Source organism: Chelatococcus sambhunathii, assembly GCF_001418005.1.
GTDB classification, from domain to species: domain Bacteria; phylum Pseudomonadota; class Alphaproteobacteria; order Rhizobiales; family Beijerinckiaceae; genus Chelatococcus_A; species Chelatococcus_A sambhunathii.
Genome location: NZ_LIOL01000001.1, coordinates 98,353 through 124,987 on the forward strand (window position 1 = coordinate 98,353; position 26,635 = coordinate 124,987).

General features: G+C 69.0%; 23 protein-coding genes. 11 read left to right on the plus strand and 12 right to left on the minus strand.

Annotated features, from left to right (window positions below):
• Positions 1-3: 3 nt before the first annotated feature.
• From ASC46_RS00525 to ASC46_RS00555, 7 genes are all read right to left on the minus strand, one after another.
• A complete protein-coding gene (locus ASC46_RS00525; protein WP_055457354.1) occupies positions 4-603 on the minus strand; it encodes a hypothetical protein in 600 nt (199 codons plus the stop codon).
• A 393-nt stretch (positions 604-996) separates the two neighbouring features.
• Positions 997-2,370: an MBOAT family O-acyltransferase gene (locus ASC46_RS00530; protein ID WP_055457355.1), complete on the minus strand. Its 1,374-nt coding sequence runs from the start codon at positions 2,368-2,370 to the stop codon at positions 997-999.
• Positions 2,371-2,509: 139 nt separating this feature from the next.
• The gene (locus tag ASC46_RS00535; RefSeq protein WP_055457356.1) at positions 2,510-3,529 is read right to left on the minus strand and encodes a YcjF family protein; all 1,020 of its coding nucleotides are present in this window, start codon (positions 3,527-3,529) and stop codon (positions 2,510-2,512) included.
• A 4-nt stretch (positions 3,530-3,533) separates the two neighbouring features.
• On the minus strand, positions 3,534-4,979 hold the full coding sequence (locus ASC46_RS00540) for a YcjX family GTP-binding protein (protein WP_055457357.1): 1,446 nt from the start codon (positions 4,977-4,979) through the stop codon (positions 3,534-3,536).
• A 27-nt stretch (positions 4,980-5,006) separates the two neighbouring features.
• Positions 5,007-5,534 (minus strand): SixA phosphatase family protein, encoded by a 528-nt coding sequence (locus ASC46_RS00545; protein WP_096335309.1) that lies wholly within the window; start codon positions 5,532-5,534, stop codon positions 5,007-5,009.
• 63 nt (positions 5,535-5,597) lie between these two features.
• Positions 5,598-6,614, minus strand: a complete 1,017-nt coding sequence (locus tag ASC46_RS00550; RefSeq protein ID WP_055457359.1) for a 4-hydroxyproline epimerase — start codon at positions 6,612-6,614, stop codon at positions 5,598-5,600.
• A 16-nt stretch (positions 6,615-6,630) separates the two neighbouring features.
• A complete protein-coding gene (locus ASC46_RS00555; protein ID WP_055457360.1) occupies positions 6,631-7,560 on the minus strand; it encodes a dihydrodipicolinate synthase family protein in 930 nt (309 codons plus the stop codon).
• Between the two features lie 80 nt (positions 7,561-7,640).
• On the opposite strand from ASC46_RS00555, the gene ASC46_RS00560 reads away from it, so the two are divergent.
• Complete coding sequence (locus ASC46_RS00560; protein WP_055457361.1) at positions 7,641-8,324, plus strand: GntR family transcriptional regulator; 684 nt, start codon at positions 7,641-7,643, stop codon at positions 8,322-8,324.
• A gap of 358 nt (positions 8,325-8,682) precedes the next feature.
• Here ASC46_RS00560 and ASC46_RS00565 read toward each other — a convergent pair whose 3' ends face one another.
• A complete protein-coding gene (locus ASC46_RS00565) occupies positions 8,683-9,528 on the minus strand; it encodes an AAA family ATPase (protein WP_055457362.1) in 846 nt (281 codons plus the stop codon).
• Positions 9,529-9,954: 426 nt separating this feature from the next.
• The gene (locus ASC46_RS00570; protein WP_055457363.1) at positions 9,955-10,431 is read right to left on the minus strand and encodes an Lrp/AsnC family transcriptional regulator; all 477 of its coding nucleotides are present in this window, start codon (positions 10,429-10,431) and stop codon (positions 9,955-9,957) included.
• Positions 10,432-10,586: 155 nt separating this feature from the next.
• On the opposite strand from ASC46_RS00570, the gene ASC46_RS00575 reads away from it, so the two are divergent.
• The 6 genes from ASC46_RS00575 (at position 10,587) to ASC46_RS00600 (ending at position 17,300) form a co-directional block, all read left to right on the plus strand.
• Positions 10,587-11,870: a cystathionine gamma-synthase family protein gene (locus ASC46_RS00575; protein WP_055457364.1), complete on the plus strand. Its 1,284-nt coding sequence runs from the start codon at positions 10,587-10,589 to the stop codon at positions 11,868-11,870.
• A 294-nt stretch (positions 11,871-12,164) separates the two neighbouring features.
• Positions 12,165-13,922 (plus strand): cation:proton antiporter domain-containing protein, encoded by a 1,758-nt coding sequence (locus ASC46_RS00580; RefSeq protein WP_055457876.1) that lies wholly within the window; start codon positions 12,165-12,167, stop codon positions 13,920-13,922.
• A 127-nt stretch (positions 13,923-14,049) separates the two neighbouring features.
• Positions 14,050-14,433 (plus strand): hypothetical protein, encoded by a 384-nt coding sequence (locus ASC46_RS00585; RefSeq protein WP_055457365.1) that lies wholly within the window; start codon positions 14,050-14,052, stop codon positions 14,431-14,433.
• Between the two features lie 229 nt (positions 14,434-14,662).
• The gene (locus ASC46_RS00590) at positions 14,663-15,214 is read left to right on the plus strand and encodes a Spy/CpxP family protein refolding chaperone (protein WP_055457366.1); all 552 of its coding nucleotides are present in this window, start codon (positions 14,663-14,665) and stop codon (positions 15,212-15,214) included.
• 121 nt (positions 15,215-15,335) lie between these two features.
• Positions 15,336-16,511 (plus strand): vWA domain-containing protein, encoded by a 1,176-nt coding sequence (locus tag ASC46_RS00595; protein WP_055457367.1) that lies wholly within the window; start codon positions 15,336-15,338, stop codon positions 16,509-16,511.
• Between the two features lie 132 nt (positions 16,512-16,643).
• Complete coding sequence (locus tag ASC46_RS00600) at positions 16,644-17,300, plus strand: hypothetical protein (protein ID WP_210165954.1); 657 nt, start codon at positions 16,644-16,646, stop codon at positions 17,298-17,300.
• A 12-nt stretch (positions 17,301-17,312) separates the two neighbouring features.
• Here the strand turns inward: ASC46_RS00600 and ASC46_RS00605 are convergent, their stop codons facing one another.
• Entirely contained in the window at positions 17,313-17,756 is a 444-nt protein-coding gene (locus tag ASC46_RS00605) for a universal stress protein (RefSeq protein WP_055457369.1), read from the minus strand.
• Between the two features lie 219 nt (positions 17,757-17,975).
• Between ASC46_RS00605 and ASC46_RS21825 the strand changes: the two genes are divergently transcribed.
• Positions 17,976-18,848, plus strand: a complete 873-nt coding sequence (locus ASC46_RS21825; protein WP_055457370.1) for an AraC family transcriptional regulator — start codon at positions 17,976-17,978, stop codon at positions 18,846-18,848.
• 12 nt (positions 18,849-18,860) lie between these two features.
• Here ASC46_RS21825 and ASC46_RS00615 read toward each other — a convergent pair whose 3' ends face one another.
• Positions 18,861-19,181 carry a 2Fe-2S iron-sulfur cluster-binding protein gene (locus tag ASC46_RS00615; protein WP_055457371.1) on the minus strand — a complete coding sequence of 107 codons (321 nt, stop codon included), beginning with the start codon at positions 19,179-19,181 and terminating at the stop codon, positions 18,861-18,863.
• A 91-nt stretch (positions 19,182-19,272) separates the two neighbouring features.
• Positions 19,273-19,647 carry an Hpt domain-containing protein gene (locus ASC46_RS00620; protein WP_082464647.1) on the minus strand — a complete coding sequence of 125 codons (375 nt, stop codon included), beginning with the start codon at positions 19,645-19,647 and terminating at the stop codon, positions 19,273-19,275.
• A gap of 334 nt (positions 19,648-19,981) precedes the next feature.
• Between ASC46_RS00620 and ASC46_RS00625 the strand changes: the two genes are divergently transcribed.
• The 3 genes from ASC46_RS00625 to ASC46_RS00635 all read left to right on the plus strand — a co-directional run bounded on the left by ASC46_RS00625 (position 19,982) and on the right by ASC46_RS00635 (position 26,629).
• The gene (locus ASC46_RS00625; protein WP_141659638.1) at positions 19,982-25,492 is read left to right on the plus strand and encodes an apolipoprotein A-IV repeat region-like domain-containing protein; all 5,511 of its coding nucleotides are present in this window, start codon (positions 19,982-19,984) and stop codon (positions 25,490-25,492) included.
• A gap of 165 nt (positions 25,493-25,657) precedes the next feature.
• Positions 25,658-26,083 carry a GNAT family N-acetyltransferase gene (locus ASC46_RS00630; RefSeq protein ID WP_055457877.1) on the plus strand — a complete coding sequence of 142 codons (426 nt, stop codon included), beginning with the start codon at positions 25,658-25,660 and terminating at the stop codon, positions 26,081-26,083.
• A gap of 81 nt (positions 26,084-26,164) precedes the next feature.
• Positions 26,165-26,629, plus strand: coding sequence for an AraC family transcriptional regulator (locus tag ASC46_RS00635; protein ID WP_055457374.1), 465 nt, complete (start codon positions 26,165-26,167; stop codon positions 26,627-26,629).
• The last annotated feature ends 6 nt before the right edge of the window (positions 26,630-26,635 follow it).

Consider the following 26,635-nt stretch of genomic DNA (forward strand, 5'->3'; position numbering starts at 1 on the left):
TTCTCACTCGGCCGCTGTCATTTTGCTCACCGCTTGCGCGACAGCCCGCTCGACTTCGTGCGCCAGCGACGCCCGATAGTGGGTCTTGTCGAAGAAGTTGGCCGGGTCGCGATTCTCCGGCCTGTCGCTGCGCCAGTCGAGCCACGCGGTCCGCGGGCGCCCGGCCGCGAGGGCCGCGAAGGCCGCCATGCAGCGGCCCTCGTTGGCCGCCTCCTCGCTGCCGGCGGCCGGCAGCCCGGCGATGAAGACCGGCGGCGAGATGAGGACGACGACGAGATCGGGCGGCAGCCCTGCAAGAACCTCCCGCAACAGCACGGCCGCCGGGAACCGTCCCGTGGGGTCTGCCTGCATGGTCGGCCGCGGCACGGACAGGTCCTTCACCTTGTCGGGCCCGTCATAGCCCATGCCGAGATATTCCGGCGCGTAGTCCCAGTAGCCGTCCGGCCGCGCCCGCTCGCCGTAGCCGGCGAGGAAGGCCACGCGTTCGCCGAGGCGTTCCACGACGTCGAAGCGCGGCAGCCCCTTGAGGTGGGACAGGACGTCCGCGTCGTAGAGCCAGAACGGAAAGGGATGGCGCAGCGGCAGCGCGGGTCGCCCTCGCACCAGAACTCGTCGATGCCGAGCACGACCGCCCGCGCCGTTCCCTCGTGATGCCTGACGAACCAGTCGAGCATGGCGACCTGCTCGCGCGCGCCGGTGCCCGGCACGATCAGCGAGACGAAGGACAGCCCCGTCCCGGCCGACAGCCGCTCGGGCGAGAGAAGCTGGACGTGCGAATTGACGATGACGGCGGCATTGAAGGACGGGTCGCGGCCCCGGCTCGCATTGGCCGTGCGCGGCCCCTGGGGAGAGACGCCGACGCCCCAGTCGACCGGGCCGCGCCCCGTGTCATACGGATCGAGCACGACGACCGCGCCGAGCACGATGCCGACGGTCAGGACCGCGGCCCCGACGAAGGTCGCGGCGAAGCGGCGCCACGGCGCCGCATCGCCCGCCTCAGAACTGGAAGTAGATGAACTCGTAGTTGGCATCGTCGCCGATCTTGAGAAGGATGACCACGAAAAGGAGGGCGAAGGCCACAGCGAGCCAGCGGTTGGGCGGCAGGCGGTGAACGGCCGCCCAGGCGGTGGGCCCGATCATGGCGACGAGCGCCGCGATCACCAGCGCACGCCATTTGAAGCCCGAGCCGAAGGGGGCGAAGCCGAACATCGCCTCATAGAGCCGCATCGCCGCGTCGAAACTGGTGGCGCGGAATAGCACCCACGTCAGCGCCACGAACAGGAAGGTCAGCGCCCAGCCGAGCACGGCCGGCATGACGACGCCCGTGCGCCGCCAGAGAATGCCCGCGCAAAGGCCGAGGCCGTGGGCGATGCCCCAGAAGATGAAGGTGAGGCCGGCCCCGTGCCACAGGCCGCCGAGCGTCATGGTGGCGAACAGCGCGAAGAGCTGGATGGACAGGCCATGCCGGTTGCCGCCGAGCGGGATGTAGAGATAGTCGCGCAGGAAGCGCGACAGCGTCATGTGCCAGCGCCGCCAGAAATCCTGCAGCGAGACGGCGCGGTAGGGCACCTCGAAGTTCTGGGGCAGCACGACGCCGAACATCAGCGCGATGCCGAGCGCCATGTCGGTGTAGCCGGAGAAGTCGAAATAGATCTGGAAGGTGAAGGCGAGCGTGCCCTGCCAGGCCTGCAGCGTCGTGAGCGCGCCGCCGTTCGCGGCAGCCTCGAAGACGGGATTGGCGTAGCCCGCGAGCGGATCGCCGATCAGCACCTTCTTCGCAAGCCCGACGGTGAGCAGCATCAGCCCCTGCGCGAAACGCTGGGCGGCATCGCTGCGCAGATAGGGCCGCTCGTCGAGCTGGTGCATCAGCTCGGTCCAGCGCACCAGCGGTCCGGCCAGCACCTGCGGGAAGAAGCCGATGTAGAGACCGTAGCGGATGAGGTCGAACCGCGGCGCCCGCCCGGCCCTCAGATCGACCAGATACATCACGTGATGAAAGGTGAAGAAGGAGATGCCGAGCGGCAGCGCGAACTCGTAGCGCGGCAGGCCGAGGTCCGCCGCCGCATTGGCGAGATCGGCGAAGAAGGCCGCATATTTGAAGATGCCGAGCACCGTCAGGTTGGCGGCGATGGCCGCGACGATGAGCGTGGCGAGGCGGGTCCTGACGAAGAGCTGCGCCATCACCCAGTTGATAAGGATCGACAGTGCCAAGAGCGGGATGAAGCGCACATCCCAGTAGCCATAGAAGATGAAGGATAGGACGAGGAGCAGCGGCAGCCGGGCGGCCGGCGCGAATCGCTCGGCGAGCCAGTGCAGGGCGAGCGCCAGCGGCAGGAACGCCAGAAGAAACGCAAAGGAATTGAACAGCATAGATCGGTGTCCACAGCCCCCGCCACGCGCCGGCGCAGCGGGGAGGCTGCACGATCGGCGTTGCGAACCGCGCCCGTTGTGGGAAATCGTTCCCGCAACGTCAATGCGCCTTGCGCCGGCGGCCGTCGGACGGCGACCCTTACTGCCCTTCCGGAGGCTTCGCTGCCGAGCGGTCGAAGAGGCTCGAGGCCACGTCCCCGAGGACCGGCGGCTCGAGCGCTGTGAACGGCAGGGGGCGGCAGACGGCGATGGCCGAAAGGCCGACGCGCGCCGTCAGGAGGCCGTTGACGACACCCTCGCCGAGTTTGGCCGAGACGCGCGCGGCGAGCCCGAGCCCCATCACCTGCTGCAGCAGGCTGTCGCCCATTGCGATGCCGCTCGTCACGGTGAGATGCGACAGCACGTTGCCGGCAAGGCGCAGGAAGCCGAGCGTGCCCGGCCGCCCGCCATAAAGCGCCGCGATGCGGCGCATCAGCCGCGCGACAGAATAGAGCACGAAGGCGACATCGACGATGGCACGGGGGCTGAGCGCGGTGACGACCGAAACCTGCTGCGCCGTCTCCGCCACCAGCCTTCGCGCCCGCCGGTCGAGCGGCGCGAGCAGTTCCCGCTCCGCAAGGCCGAGAAGCTCCGACGCGTCGATCACGGCATCTCCGAGATCGGCGAGGCGCCCCCGGGCGCGCGCCGTCTCCGGCCTCCGGGCATAGAGGGCGGCGACATCGGCGACGAGCTTGCGCGCTCCCACCTCGTCCTTGTCGGCGAGGATGCGCGCGGCCTCTTTCTGCAGCCCCTCGATGCGCCGCTCGCGCAGCATGCCGAGCATTTCGCGCACGACGATACCGAGGAGGCCGGCGAGCGCCAGCGCTGCCAGCGCGAGGGCGAACCAGCCGAGGGCCGGGTAGCTCGCCATGAGATCGCGCACGAGCCGCTCGACGCCGAGCCCCAGCGCGAGCAGCAGCAGCCCGCCGAGCGCGGAGAGCAGCATGCCGAGCCATGGCAGGCGCCGGCGCCGCGGCGGGCGTGCCGTCACCGCCTCCTCGTCGGCGATGGCCTCCTCCGGCTCGTGCTCGACGACGATGCCGGGCGAAAGCTCGATCGTCTGCCGCTCCCGGTCGGGCGGCATTTCGTCGAGGCGGAAGGCGCGCGGTCCCTTGCTCATGTCGTCAGGCCAATCGATCGCCGATGAGGAATTCGAGCGCCCGGTCGAGGCGGATGTGCGGCAGCGGCGGCATGCGGCCGGCGGCATCCGGCACTCTGAGCGGCGGGCGGAAGCGCGGGAAGCGCAGGCTGCCGGGAACGACGGCGCCGGAGAAGATCGCCTTCGGGTCATCGGGCAGTTCGCCGGGGAAAATGGCCGCCTCGCCCTCGCCGTCGAAGACCTCGTTGCCCACGCGCTCGCCCGCGCACGGCACGCCGACGATGGCTGGCAGCCGCTCGCCGCCCTCGCGCACGCTTGCCTCGCGCGTCGCCCGCACCGAGGCGAGCGCCAGCGTGTCGACGCGCGCCCCTGCCCCTTCCGAGCGGCGGATGGCGCGCTCGACGAGGAGCCGCAGGATGGCGTCGAGCCGCGCATGGTCGCTGCGATGCAGATGGTCGGCCTTCGTGGCGGCGAAGAGCACCTTGTCGATGCGCGGGGCGAAGAGGCTGCTGACGAGCGTGTTGCGGCCGGCCCGGAAGGCGCCGAGCACCTGGTCGAGCGCGCCTTCGAGCTCGCCGACCGCCCGCGCCCCGGCATCGAGCGCCGCCAGCACGTCGACGAGCACGATCTGGCGGTCGAGCCGCGAGAAATGCTCCCGGAAGAAAGGCCGCGCCACATGGTTCTTGTAGGCCTCGAAGCGCCGCTCCATCTGGCTCGCGAGGCTCGCCGGCGCGTGCGGGGCGCCGGGCCTGACGTCGAGCGGCGCAAAGGTCAGGGCCGGCGAGCCGGCGAGGTCGCCCGGCATCAGGAAGCGGCCCGGCGGGGTCGTCGCCACTGCTTCGGGACCGGCGCGCAACGCCGACAGGTACTGTTTGAAGAGGTCGCTCGCGGCGACCATCTCCGCCTCGACTGCAGGCTTCTCGGGCGCGAGCGTCGCAAGATGCGCGTGCCAGGCGGCGGCGAGCTGCGCCCGCTCCGGCCGCCGGCTCGCCTCGAGCGTCGCACGCGACCATTCGGCATAGGAGAGGTCGAGCAGGCCGAGGTCGAGCAGCCACTCGCCGGGATAGTCGACGATGTCGAGCGCGAGCGTCGCCGGGCCGGACCGCCAGCCGGGCCGGCGCTCGTAGTCGATCTCGACGCGCAGCTCGGCGATGCGGTTGGTCGACTGCGGCCATTGCCGGCCGGGGCCCGTCAGCGCCGCAAGATGGTCCTCGTAAGCGAAGCGCGGCACCGTATCGTCCGGCTGCGGTGCGAGCCGCGCACGGCGGATCCGCCCTTCGGCCGAGGCACGGAACACGGGCATGGGCGTTACGCCCGTGAGGTGATGCACCAGCGCCGTGGTGAAGACGGTCTTGCCCGAGCGCGCGAGGCCGGTGACGCCGAGGCGCAGCGTCGGCCGCACCGCGCCGGCCGCATATTCGGCGAGGCTCTTCAGCGCATCGACCGTGCCGTCGAGGAAGGACGGCGGCATCAGGCGCGCTCCGCGTCCGTGCCGGCCTCAGTCCTCATCCTCGCCCCCGATCATCTTCGGCGTGACGAAGCGGTCGAGCCGCCCGCCGTGATCGGCCACGTCGGCCCAGGACGCGACGTCGAAATCGATCACGGCGAGCCCCGCCGTCGGATATTTCTGGCGCAGGCGGGCAAAGGCATAGCGGTCGCCGTGGCCGACGAGTCGCGTCGCGAGATCGGCAAAGCCCGGGTTGTGACCGATGACGAGCAGCGTGCGCACGTCCGGCCCGGTCGAGCGGATGGCGGCGAGGATGGCGTCCGTCTTCGCCTCGTAGATGCGCCGCTCGTCGCGTTTCGGCACCTCCTCGGCGAAGGCGGGCGCGACGAGGGCCCATGTCTCCTGCGTGCGCTTCGACGTCGAGACAATCGCGAGGTCGGGCACCAGATGCTCGCCGGCAAGGTAGCGCCCCATGAGCGGCGCGGCTTCGCGCCCGCGCGGCGCGAGCGGCCGTTCGTGATCGGCGGCGCCGGCGGGCCAGGCGGATTTGGCGTGACGAAGGAGCATGAGGCGAAGCATGGGCGCCAAGCTAGGCATCCCGCCCCGGCCACGCAAGGGCAGCCCGCCGGGATGCCCCCTGTCTCAGCCGATGCCGTCGACCACCTGGAGGCCGTGGGCGAAGGGATCACGGTCGTCGATGACGATGGTGTTGAAGCCGGTGACGCGCGCCCAGCCCTCGATGGAGGGGATGATCGCATCGTGCCCGCCGACCTTCGCCCATGCCTCGATGCGGCCGGAGAAGGTCGAGCCGATGATGCTTTCATGGACGAAGACATCCCCTTCGCGTAGGGCCCCGCGCGCCGCGAGCTGCGCCATGCGCGCCGACGTGCCGGTGCCGCAGGGCGAGCGGTCAATGGCCTTGTCGCCGTAGAACACGGCGTTGCGCGCGGTTCCCTCCTGCGTCTTCGGCCGGCCCGTCCACATGACATGGGTCAGCCGGTCGATGGCCGGGTTCTCGGGATGGGCGATACGGTGGCGGGCGTTGAAATCCTGCCTGAGCTTTGGGCTCCAGCGCAGGATGTCGGAGGGGTTCACCTCGGCAAGATCGCCGTAGCCCTCCTGCGGCTCGACGATGGCGTAGAAATTGCCGCCGTAGGCGACGTCCACCCTGAGCGGCCCGAGCCCCTCCACCGCAACGTCATAGCCCGTGCCGAGGAGGAAGGACGGCACGTTGGTGATGCGCACGCGCTCGATGAACGGCCCGTTCTCGACATAGCGCGCCTCGACGAGCCCCGCCGGCGTGTCGAGCCTCAATACGCCCGGCATCTTCGGACGGACGAGCCCGTTCTCGAGCGCGATCGTCACCGTGCCGATGGTGCCGTGGCCGCACATGGGCAGGCAGCCGGAGGTCTCGATGAAGAGGATGCCGACGTCGCAGTCTTCCCGCGTCGGCGGATAGAGGATCGCGCCCGACATCATGTCGTGCCCGCGCGGCTCGAACATGAGGCCGGTGCGGATGAAGTCGTATTCGGCAAGGAAATGCTGCCGGCGGGCGAACATGGTCTCGCCCTCGAGCCGCGGGATGCTGCCGCCGGCGACGACCCGGACCGGATTGCCGCAGGTGTGCCCGTCGATGCAGAAGAAGGTGTGGCGCGCCATGGTCCGCCTCCGTCTGTCAGGCCGCGCTCTTCAGCCCGACGTCCGGCAGCGCCGGGCGCGTGGCGAGCGCCTTTTGCATGACGTCCTCGACCGCCCGGCGCTCCTCGCCCGTGAGCGGCAGCCGCGGCGGGCGCGTCAGGGCGGAGCCGCGACCCATGATCTCCTCGCACAGCTTGATGCACTGGACGAGGTCGGGCCGCGCATCGAGATGGAGCAGCGGCATGAACCAGTCGTAAAGCGGCCGCAGCTCCTCGAAGCGCCCGGCGCGCGCGAGGCGGAACAGCGTCTCGCCCTCGCGGGGAAAGGCATTCGACATGCCCGACACCCAGCCGGCGGCCCCCAGCATCACGCTCTCCACCACCACGTCGTCGAGCCCGGCGAAGAGCACGAAGCGCTCGCCCACCATGTTGCGCATGTCGGTGAAGCGGCGCGTGTCGCCGGAGGAATCCTTGATGCAGACGATGGTGTCGCAATCGGCGAGCGAAGCGAGGATGTCGGGCGTGACGTCGTTCTTGTAGATCGGCGGGTTGTTGTAGACCATCACCGGCAGGTCGGTGGCCCCGGCGACGCCGCGGAAATGCGCCGCCGTTTCGTGGGGCTTGGCCGAATAAACGAGCGCCGGCATCACCATGATGCCGTCGAGCCCGACCCGCGCCGCCTCCCGCGTCGTCTCGGCGGCGAAGGTGGTGGTGAACTCGGCGATGCCGGCGATGACCGGCACGCGCCCTTGGGCGACATCCTTCGCCGCCTCCATCACCGCTACCTTCTCGGGCCGCGAGAGCGAGGTGTTCTCGCCTACGGTGCCGCAGACGATGAGGCCGGAAACGCCGTCGTCGATCAGCCCGGCCATCACCTTGTGGGTCGCCTCGATGTCGAGGCTGAAATCCGCGCGGAACTGCGTGGTGACTGCGGGGAAGACACCTTCCCAGCCGATGCGCGCTGCCATGGCCGTTCTCCGGATGGTGAGATTGCCATGAATTGTAGATTGTATAAAATTCATGCTGTCAAGCGCACACCGGGACCCCGATGGACGGCACCCCCCTCACCTCTCCGCTCCGCAAGACGGTTCAGCACCGCACCATCTCGGCCGCCGTCGCCGCCGAGCTGCGCCGGCGCATCCTCGACGGGGAGGTGCCGGCCGGCAGCCAGCTCAGGCAGGATGCGCTCGCCACCGAGTTCGCCGTCAGCCGCATTCCCGTGCGCGAGGCGCTGATGCAGCTCGAGGCCGAGGGGCTCGTAAAGATCCATCCGCACCGCGGCGCCGTGGTGCCGGAACTGTCGCTCGCCGAGATCGAGGAGCTGTTCGAACTGCGCCTCCTCCTCGAGCCGCGCCTCCTCGCCGCCTCTGCCCCGCAGCTGTCGGACGACGACTACGCCCGCCTCGACCGCATCCTGGAGGAATACAGCGACGAATTGCGCGCCCGGCACGTCAGCCGCTGGGGCGAGCTCAACCGCGCGTTCCACCTCTTGCTCTACAGCCGTGCCGAAAAGCCGCGCACCGCCGGCATCGTCGCCAACCTCCTGCAGGACTGCGACCGCCACACGCGTCTGCAACTGTCCTTGACCGGCGGCATGGAACGGGCCGAGGCCGAGCACGCCGAGCTCGTGCACCTCTGCCGCGCGGGGCGCATCGACGATGCCTGTGAATTGCTGCGCGCCCACATCGAGAACGTCGGCCGGGCGCTGCGGCGGTTCTTGGAGGAGCGCTGAATGCAATTCCCCTCCCCCCGCTTGTGCGGGGAGGGGTTACAGGTGGGGGCGGCTCCGCCTTCCGGACGCTCCGCTCAGATCGCTTGAGATCCCAGGGATTGCCAGCGAGCCCACAGCATTATGCATTCAAGTCGGGGCAGTTGACTTGGCTTGATCCCTCCCCTCAAGGAGAGGGTGGATCGCGCCAAAGGCGCGAGACGGGTGGGGTCAATTCCGGGTACGGCGCGCGTAAATGCCACCCCGCAGGCCCCCTCCGTCGCCGCTTCGCGGCGCCACCTCCCCCATGCGGGGGAGGATCGACGTGCACACCAATTTCAGGTCATCATACTAATCTGCTGGCGCGGGCATCTCGGTGCGCCTACCGCCCCTCGCGCCGCGCCAGGAACGCCAGCTTCTCGAAAAGCCCGACGTCCTGCTCGTTCTTGAGGAGCGCCCCGTGCAGAGGCGGGATAAGCTTGCGCGTGTCGCGCTCGCGCAGGGTCTCGGCGTCGATGTCCTCGGCCATGAGGAGCTTCAGCCAGTCGATGAGCTCCGAGGTCGACGGCTTCTTCTTGAGGCCGGGCACGTCGCGGATATCGAAGAAGAGGCGCAGCGCCTCCTCGACGAGGCGCTTCTTGATGCCGGGATAGTGCACCTCGACGATCCGGGCCATGGTCTCGTGATCGGGAAAGCGGATGTAGTGGAAGAAGCAGCGGCGCAGGAAGGCGTCCGGCAGCTCCTTCTCGTTGTTGGAGGTGATGACGACGATGGGCCTCTGGCGTGCCTGCACGGTCTCGCCCGTCTCGTAGACGTGGAACTCCATGCGGTCGATCTCGAGCAGGAGGTCGTTGGGGAACTCGATGTCGGCCTTGTCGATCTCGTCGATGAGCAACACCGGGCGCCGCTCCGACACGAAGGCCTCCCACAGCTTGCCGCGCTTGATGTAGTTGGCGATGTCGGAGACGCGCGGGTCGCCCAGCTGGCTGTCGCGCAGGCGCGAGACGGCGTCGTATTCGTAGAGCCCCTGCTGCGCCTTGGTGGTGGACTTGACGTGCCAGGTGATGAGCGGCGCGCCGACGGCCCGCGCGATCTCCTCGGCGAGCACGGTCTTGCCGGTGCCGGGCTCGCCCTTCACGAGGAGCGGACGCTCCAGCACGATGGCCGCATTGACCGCGACCTTGAGATCCTCCGTGGCCACATAGGTATCGGTGCCGTCAAACCGCATGTCGTCTCCTGAAACCGGGGGGCGCAGCCTCGCCGGCGACAGTAGGGAGCGGACGGGGACGGGGCAAGCGGGGCACGCCTCTCGACGAAAGCCCGCCCCGCCGTCATGCCGTCGATTGTCGCGGGCATGACGGCGGAGACAGGTACGCAAATGGAACGGGAGGAGTGGCATAACCTCCCCCACCCGTCATGGCCGGGTTTGTCCCGGCCATCCACGCCCTTCCGCCCCCACGCCAGCGTCGCGGCGTGGATGCCCGCGACGGGCGCGGGCATGACGGCGGAGACGGGTACGCAAACGGAGCGGAACGAGCGTGGCACAACCTCCCCCGTTCGTCATGGCCGGGCTTGTCCCGGCCATCCACGCCCTTCGACCCCGCGCCTGCGTCGCGGCGTGGATGCCCGCGACGAGCGCGGGCATGACGGGGGCCTACCCCGCCACCTCCGGAAAGACGGCCCCCTCCTTCACGACGCCCATCACGAAGTTCGATTCGATGGCGGCGATGCACCTGAGGCGCGTCAGCCGCGTCTTGACGAAGCGCTCGTAGGCCTCGATGCCCTCGCCGACGACGTGCAGGAGATAGTCTTGCGTGCCCGTCATCAGATAGCAGGCGCTCACCTCGTCCCAGCCGGCGACCGCCTGCTCGAAGGCCGCGATCTCCTCCTCGTTCTGGCGTGTCAGCCGCACCGAGACGAAGACGGTGACGGGCAGGCCGTAGGCCTTCTGGTCGACCTTGGCGGCATAGCCGCGGATGACGCCCGCCTCCTCCAGCCGGCGCAGGCGCCTGAGGCACGGCGACGGCGACAGGCCGATGCGCTCCGACAGCTCCTGGTTGGTCATGCGCCCGTTGCCCTGCAGCAGGCGCAACATGCGGCGGTCGGTCGCGTCGAGCGACATCTGCCCCATTCCCCCTCCATTCTGGCAGTTCCTGCCTGTGCGCGCACATTTGCGCGATCCGATTGGCCGAGCAATGCCAAAGGGCGCACACTAACGTTGAGACAGATCCGTCGGGCCTCGCGGCCGGCGGGACGGGCAAACCGCCAATCGAGGGAACGCTTGTCATGGCATCGTCTGACTACCACAAGGACAAGATCGGCAATCACAAGCTCCATCCCGAGACGCTGATGCTGGGCTACGGCTACGACCCCGCCCTCTCGGAAGGAGCGGTGAAGCAGCCGGTCTTCCTGACCTCCACCTTCGTCTTCCGCTCGGCGGAGGAAGGACGCGACTTCTTCGATTTCACCGCGGGCCGGCGCGAGCCGGAGCCGGGCACCGAGCCGGGCCTCGTCTATTCGCGCTTCAACCACCCCAACAGCGAGATCGTCGAGGATCGCCTCGCCATCTTCGAGGGCGCCGAGATGGGTGCCATCTTCTCGAGCGGCATGTCGGCCATCGCCACGACGCTGCTCGCCTTCGCCCGGCCGGGCGACGTCATCCTGCATTCGCAGCCGCTCTACGGCGGCACGGAAACGCTGATCGCCAGGACCATGAAGCCTTTCGGCATCGATGCGGTCGGCTTCATCGACGGTGTCGACGAAGTGGCCGTGCGCGCCGCGGCCGAGGCGGCGATGGCGAAGGGCCGCGTCAGCGTCGTCTTCGTCGAGACGCCGTCGAACCCGCTCAACAGCCTCGTCGACCTCGCGCTCGTGCGCCGCATCGCCGATGAGATCGGCGACAGGCAGGGCCATCGCCCGATCGTCGCCTGCGACAACACGCTGCTCGGCCCGCTGTTCCAGAAGCCGCTCGCCCACGGCATGGACCTGTCAGTCTATTCGCTGACCAAATACGTCGGCGGCCACTCAGACCTCGTGGCGGGGGCGGTGCTCGGCCGGCGCGAGTTGGTGAAGCCCATCAAGCTGCTGCGCGGCGCCATCGGCACCCAGCTCGACCCGCATTCGGCCTGGATGATCGCCCGCTCGCTGGAGACGCTCAGCCTGCGCATGAGCGCCGCCTGCCGTAACGCCGAGGCGGTCACCGCCTTCCTCGCCGGCCACGAGAAGGTGGCGCGCGTCTATTACCCGACGCTGCTGCCCGCCGAGAGCCCGGCCCGGCGCACCTTCGCGCGCCAGTGCGATGCGGCCGGCACCACCTTCTCCTTCGACATCCGCGGTGGCGAGGCGGCCGCCTTCCGCTTCCTCAACGCGTTGCGCATCTTCAAGCTGGCGGTGAGCCTCGGCGGCACGGAATCGCTCGTCTGCCATCCGGCGACGACCGTCCATTCCGGCGTGCCGAAGGAAACGCGCGAGCGCATCGGCATCAGCGACGCCACCATCCGCATGTCGATCGGTATCGAGCACCCGGATGACCTCATTGCCGATCTGACGCAGGCGCTGTCGGTGGCTTAGCCAGTCGGCAGTCGGCAGTCGGCAGTCGGCAGTCGGGGAAAAGGCAGCCGTCCCATACGGGGAGCAACCTCGTTTCCCGGGCGCATGCAGCGAAGCGGAATGCGACCCGGGAACCGGCGCTCGCGCCTCGCCGCAGGCACCGCACGGTCTGCATCGTCTAGGCCTCGCTCTGCGCCGCGACTGCCTGTTCCTCGCTGCCGATGCCCCATATCCGCGATTGCATCGGCGGCTGCCGCTCGCCCATGATGCCGGGAGCGGATGCGGATTCTGCGCCGCGGCGCGCATGGGCGGGCGATGACAGCGACAGTACCAGTCGAGACTTACAAGGACGCCCTCCTCGTTCTCGCTGCGGCCGGTGCGGCCGTGCCCATGGTCAAGCTCCTCCGCATCAGCCCGGTCCTCGGCTTCCTCGGAGTGGGGGCCGTGCTCGGGCCGCACGGGCTCGGCAACCTGGTCGGCGAGGTGCCGGTGCTGCGCTACCTCACCATCTCCGACCAGGAACTGATGGCGCGCATCGCGGAATTCGGTGTCGTGTTCCTGCTCTTCGTCATCGGCATCGAATTGTCCTGGGCCCGCCTGTGGACTCTGCGGCGCCTCGTCTTCGGGCTCGGCTTCGCTCAGGTGGTGACCTGCGGCGCAGCGCTCGGCCTCGGCGTCGCTCTCGCAGGCGGCGCGGCGGCGGAGGCGCTCGTCATCGGCAGCGCCCTTGCCCTGTCCTCCACCGCTATCGTGCTTGAATCGCTCGCCGAGCGCCGGCGCCTCGGCACCTCCGCCGGGCGCACGAGCTTCGCCGTCCTCCTGTTCCAGGACCTTGCGGTGGTGCCGCTCCTCTTCCTCGTCGGCGTGCTCGGCGCGCGCGAGGAAGGCTCCGTGGCGACAGGCTTCGTCATCGCCATCGGCCAAGCGGTCTTCGCCATCGCGGTCATCGTCCTGATCGGCCGGCGGGCCCTGCGCCCCTTCTTCCGCCTCGTCGCGGCCGCCGACAGCCCCGAGCTGTTCATGGCGGCGGCCCTCCTCGTCGTCGTCGGCACGGCGCTCGCGACCGGCGCAGCGGGCCTGTCCATGCCGCTCGGCGCCTTCATCGCCGGGCTGCTTCTCGCCGAGACGGAATACCGCCGGGAGATCGAGGTGATGATCGCGCCCTTCAAGGGACTGCTCCTCGGCGTCTTCTTCATCAGCGTCGGCATGATGGTGGACATCGGCGGCATTGCGCGCCAGCCCGGCGTCATCGTCGGCGCAGCCGCCGCGGCGGTCGTCGTGAAGACGCTCATCGTGTACGGCCTCGTGCGTCTCTTCTCCGGCGGCCACGCGGTGGCGACCGAGAGCGCCCTGCTGCTCGGCCCCGGCGGCGAGTTCGCCTTCGTCCTGCTCACTCACGCCGCCGCCTTGGCCGTCGTCCCCCGCCCGGTGAGCGACATAGCCATCGCGGCAACGGCCGTGACGATGGTGTTCATTCCCCTGCTCGCGCGCCTCGGCGCCATCGCGGCCGGGCGCTTCGACCGCCCAGGAGCCTTGCCCCCCGAAGCGCAGATGCAACCCGAGCCGGGAGAGCACGGGCATGCCATCGTCATCGGATGCGGCCGCGTCGGCCGCCTCGTCTCCGACATGCTGTCGGCCCAGGCGATCGATCATCTGGTAGTCGACCGGGACGTGGCAACCGTCACCGCGGAGCGCCGCCACGGCCGCAACGTCTTCTACGGCGACGCGACCCGGCGCGAATACCTGCGCCTGTGTGGCATCGCCGACGCCGCCGGCCTGATCATCACCGTCGATGCCTCCACGGCCGTCGACGAGATCGTCCGCCAGGCGAAGGCCCTGACGCCTGGCATCAAGATCCTCGCGCGAGCCCGGGATGCGCGCCACGCCCGGCACCTCTATGGTCTCGGCGTGACGCATGCGGTCCCCGAGACCATCGAGGCGAGCCTCCAGCTCTCGGAAGCCTCCCTCGTCCATCTCGGCGTGCCCATGGGACTGGCGATCGCCGCCGTGCACGACCGGCGCGACCTCTTCCGCAACGAACTGCGCGCCATGCGCGAAGCGCGCGAGCCATGAGCACCGGCCCGCGACATCGGATCCCCGCGGGACGCGTCGCAGGAACGCCCTGACTGTCGGTGCCCCTGTCCGTTTCTGATAGAATGGCCACCCGGCCGTTGACCGACCGCTGACGGAGGAGGCCGACATGAAGGCAACTGCAGCCCTGTGCACCGTCGCGGCTTGTCTTGCCCTCACCGGATGCACCTCGACGATCGAGAGCCGGGAGAACATGCTGGTGGCGGCCGGTTTCCGGATCCGCCCGGCGGATACGCCCGGCATGCGTGCCTCCATCGAGGCCCTGCCGCCAAACCGCTTCGTGCGGCGGATCATCAACGGCAACGTCGTCTATCTCTATGCCGACCCAACCGTCTGCCGCTGCGTCTTCTATGGCGACCAGACCGCCTACGGCACGTACCAGCGGATGGTCTTCGAGCAGAACCTTGCCGACCAGCAACAGATGACGGCCATGATGAACCGGCAGGCCGCCTGGGGCCGGTATTGGGGCAGGCCCGGGCCATTCTGGTATTAATCCGGCCCGAAACGCACATTGACGGCCGATATTCATGCAAAATTCACATTAAATCCATGCATGCACTGCGATATAAATTTACAAATACAGAAATAATCGGCATATTTTAATTGAAATGAACGGTCATTCATATTCTCAAGCAATTTCATTACCGCAACATTGCGGAAGTTTAATTTGAAATCGGGCATCCTGAGGCCCATCCTTGGTCCACATCGAATGGAGGACCACGATGAAGAAAACGATCGTTGCAGCGACCCTTGCGGCGGGCGTTGCCGTCACTCCCCTCATGGCCATGGCCCAGAATGGCCCGCAGCCCGGCGCCGGGCCGCGGGCCGAGCAGGCCGAGAAGCGCGGCCCCCGCTTCAGCGAAGCCGACCGGGCGGCATTCCTCGACGCGCGCATCGCCGGCCTGAAGGAGGGCCTCAAGCTCACGGCCGACCAGGAGAAGAACTGGCCGGCCCTCGAAACCGCCCTGCGCGACATGGCCAAGGCCCGTGCCGACGCCATGCGGGAACGGCGCGAGAGCCGTGCCGAGGGCAAGGAACGTACCGGTGCCATCGAGCGCCTGGAGATGCGCGCCGACTTCATGGAGAAGCGAGCCGCCGAGATGAAGAAGTTGGCCGAGGCCGCCAAGCCGCTCTACGACAGCCTCGACGAGGCGCAGAAGGGCCGCTTCGACGTGCTGATGCGCGCTGGCATGCGCGGTGACGGCCATCGCATGCGCCACGCCGCTTTCCACCACCGTGGCGCTCCGCCGGCCCCGCCGGCTCAGCAGCAGTAAGCGCCCGGCCCTCGGTCGGTCGTTTCGAGACCCGTCAACCCAGCACCTTGGCCGCCGGCATGCCCGGCGGCCCCTTTTTCGAGCCGTCGCGCGGCGCTGCGAGGCCTGCTAGATTGCCGGCATGTTCCTCGACTTCTTCACCGCCCTGCGTGCCGCGACGATCCCCGTCACCTTGCGGGAATACCTGACCCTGCTCGGCGCGCTGGAAGCGGACCTCGCCGAGAAGAAGGTGGAGGACTTCTACTATCTCGCCCGCACCTGCCTCGTGAAGGACGAGCGCAACCTCGACAAGTTCGACCGCGTCTTCGCCACTGTCTTCCAGGGGCTGAAGACCCTCGGTCCGGCTATTGAAAAGGCCACCATTCCCGAAGAATGGCTGCGCAGGCTCGCCGAGCGCTACCTGACGGAAGAGGAAAAGCGGCAGGTCGAGGCCATGGGCTGGGACAAGCTGTTCGAGACGCTGCGCCAGCGCCTGGCCGAGCAGAAGGAGCGGCACCAGGGCGGAAGCAAGTGGATCGGCACTGCCGGCACCTCGCCCTACGGCGCCTACGGCTACAATCCCGAAGGCATCCGCATCGGCCAAGACGGCAACCGCAACTTCCGCGCCGTCAAGGTGTGGGACAAGCGCGAGTTCAGGGACCTCGACGACACGGTCGAACTCGGCACGCGCAACATCAAGCTAGCGCTCCGGCGCCTGCGCCGCTTCGCGCGCACCGGCGCCGCCGAGGTGCTCGACCTCGACGACACCATCCGCGCCACGGCCCACAAGGGCTATCTCGACGTGAGGCTGGTGCCGGATCGGCACAATGCGGTGAAGGTGCTGCTCTTCCTCGACGTCGGCGGCTCCATGGACTGGCACGTCGAGAAGGCGCAGGAGCTGTTCTCCGCCGCACGTTCCGAGTTCAAGCACTTCGAGCACTTCTATTTCCACAACTGTCCCTATGAGCAGCTGTGGAAGGAGAACCGCCGCCGGTTCGAGGAGACGATCCCCACGCTTGATGTCATCCGCACCTTCCCGTCGGACTATCGCGCCGTCTTCGTCGGCGATGCCTCCATGAGCCCCTACGAAATCGCCATGCCCGGCGGCTCCGTGGAGCACTGGAACGAGGAGGCGGGCGAGGTCTGGCTGCAGCGGCTGTTCACGCAATTCCCAAAGAGCGTGTGGCTCAACCCGCTGCCCGAGGAGCGCTGGGGCTACACCCGCTCCATCACCATGGTGCGCCAGTTGATCGGTGACCGCATGTTTCCACTGACGCTCGACGGCCTCGACCGGGCGATGCGTGCGCTGATGCGGTGAGGCGGCGGCAGGCGGGAGAATTGCAGACCGCCGCACCCCGGCGCAAGCTCGTATCCTGGACGCATGCTGCGAATCGGAATGCGATCCGGGATCCAGCGCAACAACTTGCCGAAGGCGAGCCCTCTCCTGGAGATGAGGCGGATACCCCTTGCCTCTGCGCCCGCCTTCGCCGACAAGACGGCCATGCAGGATCAGGAAGACATCGCAGAAGATGCCGGAGCGCCTCCCGGCCACGTCTATCGCCAGAAGCCCCGGCCCGTCGGCTTCGAGGTTATCTACCGGCTCGAGGGCGACCGGCTGGTGGCAGATGCCGGGCGACGCGTCGATACCGTCGCGCTGTCAGCGGTCAGGGAGGTTCGCCTGACCTTCGAATCGAAGACGGCCGTGCGCAATGTCTACCGCACGACTCTGCGCATGGCGGACGGCCGCAGCCTGTCGCTCACCAATGTCAACTGGGGCCTCTCCGGCGCGCAGACGCAGAACGGCGATTATTCGGCTTTCGTACGGTCTCTCGTCGCGGCCGTGGCAGCGGCGAACCCCGGCGTCGTCATCCGCTGCGGCCGCTCCTACGCTGCGTGGCTGCTGCTGACAGCCATCGGCCTCATGACCGTCATCGGCGTGGCGGGCTTCGCCTACCAGGCCATCAGCGAGGGCGCGGGCACCGCGGCCCTCATCGGCCTTGCCGTGCTCGCCCTCGCCTACTGGCAGCTTGCCCCGCTCGTCCTGCGCAATCGCCCGCGGCTGGCGACCGCGGGCGATCTGCCGGCCGACCTCCTGCCGCCGAAGTGAAAGCTCTGCCGTTCAGCTCTCGCCCGCGTGATTCTCGCGCACCACGAGCACCGAGCACGGCGCATGCCGGACGATGGTGGAGGCGTTGGAACCGAGCAGGTAGGTCGCCATGGCCGGACGGTGGGAACCGACGATGATGAGGTCGGCCTTCATCTTTGCAGCTTCTTCGAGCACCTCGTTGTAGACGGCGCCCATGTGGACCGCCGTGGACACGCGCTCCTTCGGCAGCGGCACGGTATCGGCGATTTCCTTGAGCTTGGCCTCGCTGTCGCTCTGCTGCTCCGCATCGAAATCCGGCGGCACGAACTCCATGAAGGTCACGGGAAGGATCGAGCGCACATAGATGAGGCGCACCTGACCGCCGGAGGCATTGGCGAAGGCCACCGCCTTGTCGATGGCCGCGCGCGAGACCTCGACCTCGGCGAGATCGACCGGCACCAGGATGGACTTGAACATCGAAACCCCCTTGTCATCGAGACGATGAAACCTAGTCGCCCAGCCTCGCCGCGGCGTTGATCGAGGTCAACCGTCCCCGGCGCGCACGAGCGCGCCATCGGCGGCATGGAGCGCACGCCGTCCGGCACGGAAAATGCGCAACGCCGATCAAACCGCTATCGGTAGTCTCCGCGGGCGCCGGAAGAGCCGGCGCGACGCGCGAGGGAGCGGAACGGAGACATGATCGGCCGCAAGTCCCAGACACGCCTCGACTATGCCGAGCGGATCGCCCGGGTCGCCACACATATCGCCGGCCACCTCGACGACGACCTGTCGCTCGAGCGCCTCGCCGGCATCGCCTGTCTCTCGCCCTACCACTTTCACCGCATCTACCGGGCGATGACGGGCGAGACGGCGGCGGAGACGGCGCGGCGCCTCAGGCTGCACCGCGCCGCCCACAGCCTCGTCGCCTCGCAATTGCCCATCGCGCGCATCGCCGCCCGGGCCGGCTACGGCAGCGTCGCCGCCTTCACACGCGCCTTCGCGGTCTCCTACGGCCACGCCCCCGCCGCCTACCGGCGCCGCGGCCGCCTGCTGCCCGGCGCCGGGTGCCCCCAGGAAGAGGATGGCCCCATGACCAGCCCCTGGACCGTCACCCTGCAGCCCATGCCAGCGCTGCGCCTGGCCACCATCCACCATGTCGGTCCCTATATGGAGATCGGCCGCGCCTTCGACCGGCTGATGCCCTGGGCTGCGGCGCGCGGCCTCCTCGGCCCCGGCGCCGTCACCGTCGGCGTCTATTACGACGACCCCGGCACTGTCGCGGCGAAGGACCTCAGCGCGGATGCCGGCATCTCCATCGGTCGCGAGATCGAGGGCGACGCCACCGTCCACATTGTCCTTATCGCTGCCGGCACGCACGCCGTGCTGCGCCACCGCGGCCCCTATGCGGAGCTCGAGCGCGCCTACGACTGGCTCTACCGCGCCTGGCTGCCGGCGAGCGGGCACGAGCCGGCGGATCGCCCGCCCTATGAGATCTATCGCAACGACCCGCGCGAGGTGCCGGCGCAGGACCTCGTCACGGACATCTGCCTGCCGCTCGCCGATGTTTAAGCGAAAGCCGGCTCAGCCCTGTCGCTCGGGCGTGCGCACCACGAGACCATCGAGCTCCGGCCGCACGCGAATCTGGCAGGACAGGCGCGAGCTGGGCCTGACGTCGAAGGCGAAGTCGAGCATGTCCTCCTCCATCGGCTCGGGCTCGCCGACCGCCTCGCGCCAGGCCTCGTCCACATAGACGTGGCATGTGGCGCAGGCACAGGCCCCGCCGCACTCGGCCTCAATGCCCGGCACGCCGTTGCGGATGGCCGTCTCCATGACGGTGGCACCGACCTCGGCCTCGACCGTGCGGGCGATGTCATCGGCATCGATGAATGTGATCTTGGGCATGCCCTGCTCCGTGGCGATTCCCGCCCTCTTTAGAACATCTGCAGGCGATGTGAACACCGACGGTGAGTCGCAGGGGGACCGTCTATGCCGATCAGGCGCGTGTCAGAAGCTCGGCGAGAGCGGCGTCGCAATCGGCAGCGGCCGCCTCGAGCCTCGGCAGGAGATCGTCGAGCCCGGCCGGCTCGCTGCCGTCGGCGGCGAGCCGCAACTCGGCCTCGATCCGCCTCGCCGCCTCTGCAAGCGGACGGGCTCCGATCGCGAGCGAAGCACCCTTCAGTGTGTGGGCGGCCTCATAGCGCAGTGCGGCCGCGCCCTTGCCGGCAATGATGGCCATCTGGCCCTTGAGCTGTTCGCGGAAGAGCTGGGCCACCTCGCGCATCAGGACCGTGTCGCCGGCAGCCTGACGCAGCAGGAATTCCTCGTCCAAAGGCGAAGCGGCATCATCCGTCTCGCGGGCATCCATCATGATCCTCGTCCCGGCGGCAAGCCGGCAGGGCCGGCGATCAGGCTTGTCCACATGGAAGAGGGCCGCCTCGTGCGGTGTCCGTCAACCATGCCACTCTCCCGCCATAAGTCTTTGACGTTCCAGATGGTAAACAAGGCGTTAACGAAACATTCAAGTGGCCGTCCGGTCGGGTTTCTTTCGCCGGAACCGAACGATAGACTGTTTTGGTAAATGGCGGTCCCTGCGGCCGGGCGGTCTTGCGCAAGCGAGGAGGCCCCGTCCGGACGCAGGCTACCGTTGCCGGAACAGGCAGCGGCGGCAGACCCTATGGTGTGGCGTGAGTGAGGCGGCGATCATGGCCAAGGACAATCAGGCAAAAGACCCGACGGAAGCAGCCCTGTCGGCGATCGAGCAGGCGCTGAACCTGACGGCGCTCGACAGCCGGGCGGCGACGGCGCGCAAGCTGCCCGATCCGGCGGAGGAGCCACGCCTGCCCGAGATCGACGAACAGGCTTTCTTCGCCTCCGTGACTGGCGCCCCGACCGAGAAGCCGGCCGAAGGCACCCCGGAGATGCCCAAGGCGAGTCAGCTCTCGCCCGCCAAGCCTTCCCTCAAGATGCCGGCACCGAAGCCCGGCACCCGGGACACCGCGCCCGCCACGGACGACGAGAAGCCGATGAGCGCCCGCCCCGCCGACAAAGCCGCCGCCCGCGATCCCTCCGCCGCTCGCCCGTCCGGCCAGAAGCCCGCCGGCGTCGTCGCACCGGACCCCTCCCGCGTCGCCAATGACGACAAGGAGACGGTGGGCGCGCTGTTGCAGGCGCTGCAGGCCCGGCCATCCTCCCGTGCCTATTGGCTCGCCGCCGTCGCCTCGCTCGCATGGCTCGGTCTCACCGGGGCCGGCATCTGGCAGCGCTACGACCTCGGTGCGGTCGGCGTGGACGGCGCCATCGGCGCCATTGGTGCCGTCGAGGGCGCGCTGCTTGCCCTGACGGTCTTCGGCCCCGTCGTGCTATTCTTCGTGCTCGCGACACTGCACACCCGCGCGCAGGAGATGCGCCTCGTCGCCCGCGCCATGACGGGCGTTGCCGTGCGCCTCGCCCAGCCCGAGAATCTCGCTGCTGATTCCGTCGTGAACCTCTCCCAAGCCGTGCGCCGCGAGGTCGCCGCGATGGGTGACGGCCTGGAGCGGGCCCTTGCCCGTGCCGGCGAGCTCGAGACGCTCGTGCGCACCGAAATCTCGACCCTGGAGCGCGCCTACGGCGACAACGAAATTCGTATTCGCTCGCTGCTCGACGAACTCGTCGCCCAGCGCGAGGCCATCATCAGCAACGGCGAGCGTGTGAAGGCCGCCATCTCGGGAGCACACGAGAACTTCGCCCAGGAGCTCGAGGGTGCGAGCCGTGTGATCGCCGAGGCCGTTGCCTCCGCCGGCACGCGCGTTGCCGAGCAGCTCGGCTCCAAGGGCGAGCAGATTACCCTCGCCCTCGGCCGCGCCGGCGACCGTATGATCGACGAAATCACCTCGCGGGGCGGCGAACTCGTCGAGCGCCTCGGCTCCACCAGCGACGCGGTCGGGGCCCGTCTCGCCAGCGCCAGCGCGGATGTCACCTCGACGCTCGACGGCAAGGCACGCGAGATCACCGAAGCCATCGAGCGCACCGGCCAGGTGCTGACCACCGGCCTCAACGACGGTGCCGCCGAGCTCACCCGCACGCTCGCCGAGACCGGCACGAGCGTTGCCGAGCAGATTGCCCAGCGCGCCATGGAGGTGAACGACACCCTGCGCTCCACGGGCGAGACGCTCAGCGTCGCCATCGGTGCCCGCGGCGAGGAGGTGACGCAGCGCATCGAGATCACCGGCCGCGAGATCGCCGACACCATCGCCTCGCGTGGCGAGGGCCTCGCCGTGCGTCTCGCCGAGACGGGCGAGCGCATCCACGAGGTCATCAACGTCAATGGCCGCGCGCTGGAGCAGACCTTGGCCGAGACGGGCGATCGGCTCGCGGGCCTGATCGAGGAGCGCACCAGCACCGCCCGCAACGTCTTCTCGTTGAGCGCCGCGGAACTGGAGACGACCCTCACCAGCACCAGCGAGCGCATGGCCGCCCTCATCTCCGAGCGCGCCAACGCTGCCTGCAGCTTCTTCGAGGACGGCGCCCAGGCGCTCGAGATGACCCTCACCACCGCGGGCGAGCGCATTGCCGGCCTGGTTGAGGAGCGCACCAGCGTCGCCCGCGAATTGTTCGAGAACAGCACCCGCGCGCTCGACGAGAGCCTGTCGACCACGGGCGAGCGTCTTGCCACCCTGCTCGAGAGCCGCTCGGACGACGTGCGCCGCGCCTTCGAGGGCGGAACGCAGGCCCTCGACCGCAGCCTCGCCAATACCAGCGAGCAGCTGTCCGGCCTGCTGGAGAATCGCTCCGAAAGCATCCGCCTCGCCTTCGAGAACGGCACGCGCGCGCTCGACGACAGCCTCGCCAGCACCGGCGAGCGCCTCGCCGATCTCCTCGAGACCCGCGCCGAGAACGTCCGCGCGATCTTCGAGAACGGCACCCGCGGCATCGAGGAGAGCCTGGGGACGGTCGGCGACCGCCTCGCCTCGCTCGTTGAGGACCGCACCAATCTCGTGCGCACCGCCTTCGAGGACAGCGCCCGCGCGCTCGAGACCACGCTGTCGACCACCGGCACGCACATGGCCACCCTCCTCGAGGAACGCACGGCGAGCGCCCGCGTCACCTTCGAGGAGAGCGCGCGGACGCTTGCCGAGGAATTCGCCGGCCGCACCTCCGAGCTGCGTGACATGCTCGCCCACCAGACAGACGAGACCCGCGCCCTGATGGCGGGCACCGGCAAGGACGTCGTGCTGGCCATCGCGACGCAGGCCTCGCGCGTCAACGAGGCCCTGGCGCGCAACGCCGAGGCACTTGCGGAGACCATCGACACCCGCGGCCGCCTCGTCGACGAGAAGCTGGGCGAGCGCCTTGCCGCCTTCGAGAAGACGATGGAGACCGGCGGCGACAAGCTGGAGATGACGCTCTACGCCCGCCTCTCGGCCTTCGAGGAGACCATTGAGAACCGGGCCATCAGCCTGGACAACACGCTCAACGCACGCCTCTCGGCCTTCGAGAACGCCATCGAGAGCCGGACCTCCACCCTCGACGCGAGCCTCTCCGAGAAGCTCTCCAGCTTCGAGCGCACGGTGGACGCACGCGCCGGCTCGCTTGATGAGACGCTGTCGGCCCGCCTCGGCTCCTTCCAGCAACTCGTCGAGAGCGGCGCCCGCACGCTCGATGCCACGCTGGGTGCGCGCCTTGCCGCACTCGAGGAGACCATCGAGCAGCGCGGCCACCGCCTCGACGCGGCGCTGTCCATGCGTCTTGCCGGCTTCGAGGACGTCATCGTCACCAAGGGCCAGGCACTCGCCGAGCGCATCGCCAACGACACGTCGGGTTTCACCACGACGGTCACCGCCCGCCTCGCCGATGTCGAGAACCTGCTGACCACCCACGGCACCCGGCTTGCAGACGCGCTCGCCGAGCGCACCAAAGAGGCCGGCGACGTCATGGAGGCGCACATCGCGCGCTTCGAGGAGCGTTCGGCCACCAAGAGCCAGGAGATCGCGAAATCGCTCGACGGGCTCATCGTGCGTATCGACGACAATCTCGGCGCGCGCGCCAGCGCCCTCAACGACGCCCTGGTCGAGCGCACGAAGGAGATCGCCCGCGTCATGGCCGAGGGCGGGCGCGACGTCACCCAGGCGCTGGCCTCCAAGGTGGACGAGATCGGCGGCGTCATCTCGACGAAGAGCGCGCAGCTCACCGAGGTGCTCTCGGGCAAGGCGCAGGAGATCAACGAGACGCTGGGCGGCCGGGCCCTCGACATCGCGGCGACGCTCGACCAGCGCGTCGCCCGCTTCGAGGAGCGGGTCGTCGACCGGCTCGACACGGTCAGCGCCACACTCGACGAGCGCGGCCAGGCGATCTCCGAGAACCTTGCCGCCCGTGCCGAGGCGATCAACGCAACCCTCGGCAATCGCGCCCAAGAGCTGGAGCGGCTATTCGACGACAAGGGGCTCGGCCTCGTCGGCGCCATCGCCGACCGCGGCGAGAGCATCGCCCGCGAAGTCGCCTCGGTCGGCGAGGCGGTTGTGCGCACGCTTGAGACGCGCGGCCGCTCCATCGTCGAGGCGGTGCAGGAGCGCTCGCAGGAGCTCACCGAGCTGTTCGGCTCGTCGAGCGAGTCGCTGCGCCGTGTCATCGAGGACGGCACCAGCCGCTCCATTGAGACGCTGATGTCCACCAACGACCGCCTGAAGGGCGAGTTGTCAGGCGTGCTCGACCGCCTGTCCGAGGCCAACCGCCTGCTGCAGCAGATGGCCGCGAGCGCCAGCGCCAACCTCGCCCAGGTCGAGGACGGGCTGACGAGCCGCGTCGGCGAGTTGCAGGAGGTGCTCGGCGCGGTGAAGGAGGAGACCGGCCGCGCCGCGAGCGACGTCGCCGCCCAGGTCGAGGCGCTGCGCGCCATCTCCGGCCAGACGCTGACGCAGGCTGCCGGCCTCGCCGAGAAGCTCGGCCAGCAGGGTCGGGCCGTTGCCGAAGTCACGAACGAGCACATCAAGGCCATCGCGGAGGCGACGCGCCTGCTCGAAGGCGTCGAATCGCGCATGGGCGTCGCCCTCGACGAGCGCCGCCAGACGCTGGAGAACCTCGTCTCGGTGGTCGGCGAGCGGGCCGACGACATGGAATCGATCACCCGGTCCTTCAGCGCCCTCCTGTCGGAGACGCTGCAGGAGGCGGAGCGCAAGGCGCGCCAGATCGGCTCCGTGCTGGCCGAAAACGCCCAGTCGGCCACCCAGGCCATCGGCGAGCAGTTCGATCTCATCCGTACGACGACCGGCAAGGAGCGCGAGCGTACAGCGGCTGCCCTGCGCCAGGCCTACGAGCAGGTCATCGCCGAGATGAGCCAGAGCCTCAGCCAGGCGACCGAGCGCTTCCACTCCGTCGCCAACGACATGCGCGGCATGACCGCCCGTATCCATGAAGAGCTGGAGGCGACGCGCAGCGAGCTGAAGCGCGGCGTGATCGAGATGCCGCGCGAGACGCAGGAGACGACCGCCGCCATGCGCCGCGTCGTCGCCGACCAGATCAAGGCGCTCAACGAGCTGACCGAGATCGTCACCCGGTCGGGCCGTGCCGTCGACGTCGTTGAAGCGGCCCAGCCCCGCCGTCCGGCCCAAGCCGAGCGTTCGGCCCCCGAGCGCCCGGTTGCCGAGCGCCCGGCCGCCCCGACGCCGCGGCCCCAGCCGGCACAGCAGGCTGCCCAGCCGGCGGCAGCCCCTGCGCCGCAGCCGGCGCGTGCACCCGTCCCTGCCCCGCAGCGCGAGGCCGCGCCACAGCAGGCCGGCGGCCGTGGCTGGCTCTCGGACCTTCTCGTGCGGGCCTCGCGCGACGAAGCCGAGACGGCAAAAGCCGCGGCTCCCTCCGCGCAGACCGTGGCCGGTGCCCCCGCCAGCCAGCGCCGCACCATCGAGCTGCTCGATTCCATCTCGGTCGATATTGCCCGGATGATCGATCACGATGCGGCGGTGGAGCTGTGGGACCGCTACAAGCGCGGCGAGCGAAACGTGTTCACGCGCCGGCTCTACACCCTTCAGGGCCAGCAGACCTTCGAGGAGATCCGCCGCAAGTACCGTCAGGACGCCGAATTCCGCGAAACCGTGGACCGCTACATTGACGAGTTCGAGCGCCTGCTCGCCGAGGTCTCGCGCCAGGATCGGGACTCGATGATGGCCAAGACCTACCTCACGTCGGAGACCGGCAAGGTCTACACTATGCTGGCGCACGCCACCGGCCGCTTCGAGTGATCGCGGCGCAGGCTTGACGAAATGGGGCGCGGCCACGGACGGCCGCGCCCTTTCCTTTTCTCACGCTGCCGGCAGAAACCGCGGTCGCTCTCTTCGACGGCAATTTGCCGGATGGCCATGGCGAGGCTGTCGCCTGTCCTCGCTGGCGCGTCTGCGGAGATCACCATGGACGAGACGTCGCGGATCATCTACGGGCGGGAGGAAACGCTCCCGGTGGCCGAATTCCGGCAGGTGCTGGATGCATCCGGCCTCGGCACCATCCGTCCCGTCGAGGACGATGGCCGCCTCGCCGCGATGCTCGCCGGCGCAAACCTGATCGTGACGGCACGCCGCGACGTGCCCGGCCACCCGCTCGTCGGCGTTGCCCGCTCCATCACCGACTTCTCCTGGTGCTGCTACCTGTCCGAGCTCGCCGTTGCGCGCTCTGCCCAGGGCCTCGGCATCGGCAAGGGGTTGCTCGACGAGACCCGCCGGCTTCTCGGGCCGCGCGTCAGCCTGGTGCTGGCCTCCGTCCCGGAAGCGATGGGATTCTACGAGCATGCGGGCATGGTGCGCATCGCAGACGCCTTCTGGTATCGGCGCGAGGCGTGACGATAGGCGGTACGGCTGTCGCAATGTTTCTGCCGTAAGGGATGCGGCTGCGTCGACCGAAACTCCCCGGAAGGACCCGTCATGTATCCAGTCCAGATTCGCGAACTCGCTCCCGTCAGGGTCGTGGCCATCCGCCACATCGGCCCCTACGAAAGCGCCGGCCCCACCTTCGACCGGCTCTGGGCCTGGGCCCGCGCGCGGGGGCCCCTTCCGGTCGACCTGCGCGTGTTCAGCGTCTATCATGACGATCCCACGCTCGTGCCGGCAGGCAGCCTGCGCTGCGATGTCGCGATGTACATTGGCCCGGATGCGCAGAGCGATAGCGTCGTCACGGTCGGCGAAATCCCTGGCGGACGCCATGCCGTGCTGAGGTTGAAGGGTCCCTACTCCCTCGTTCCGCAGGCTTCCCGCTGGCTGCTCGAAACATGGCTGCCACAGCACGGCGAACGGCCGGCGCGAGCCCCTTTCGACGAGTATCTCAACAACCCGGCCATCGTGCCGCCGGAAGAGCTGCGCACCGATATCTGCCTGCCACTGGCCGGCTGAGCGCCA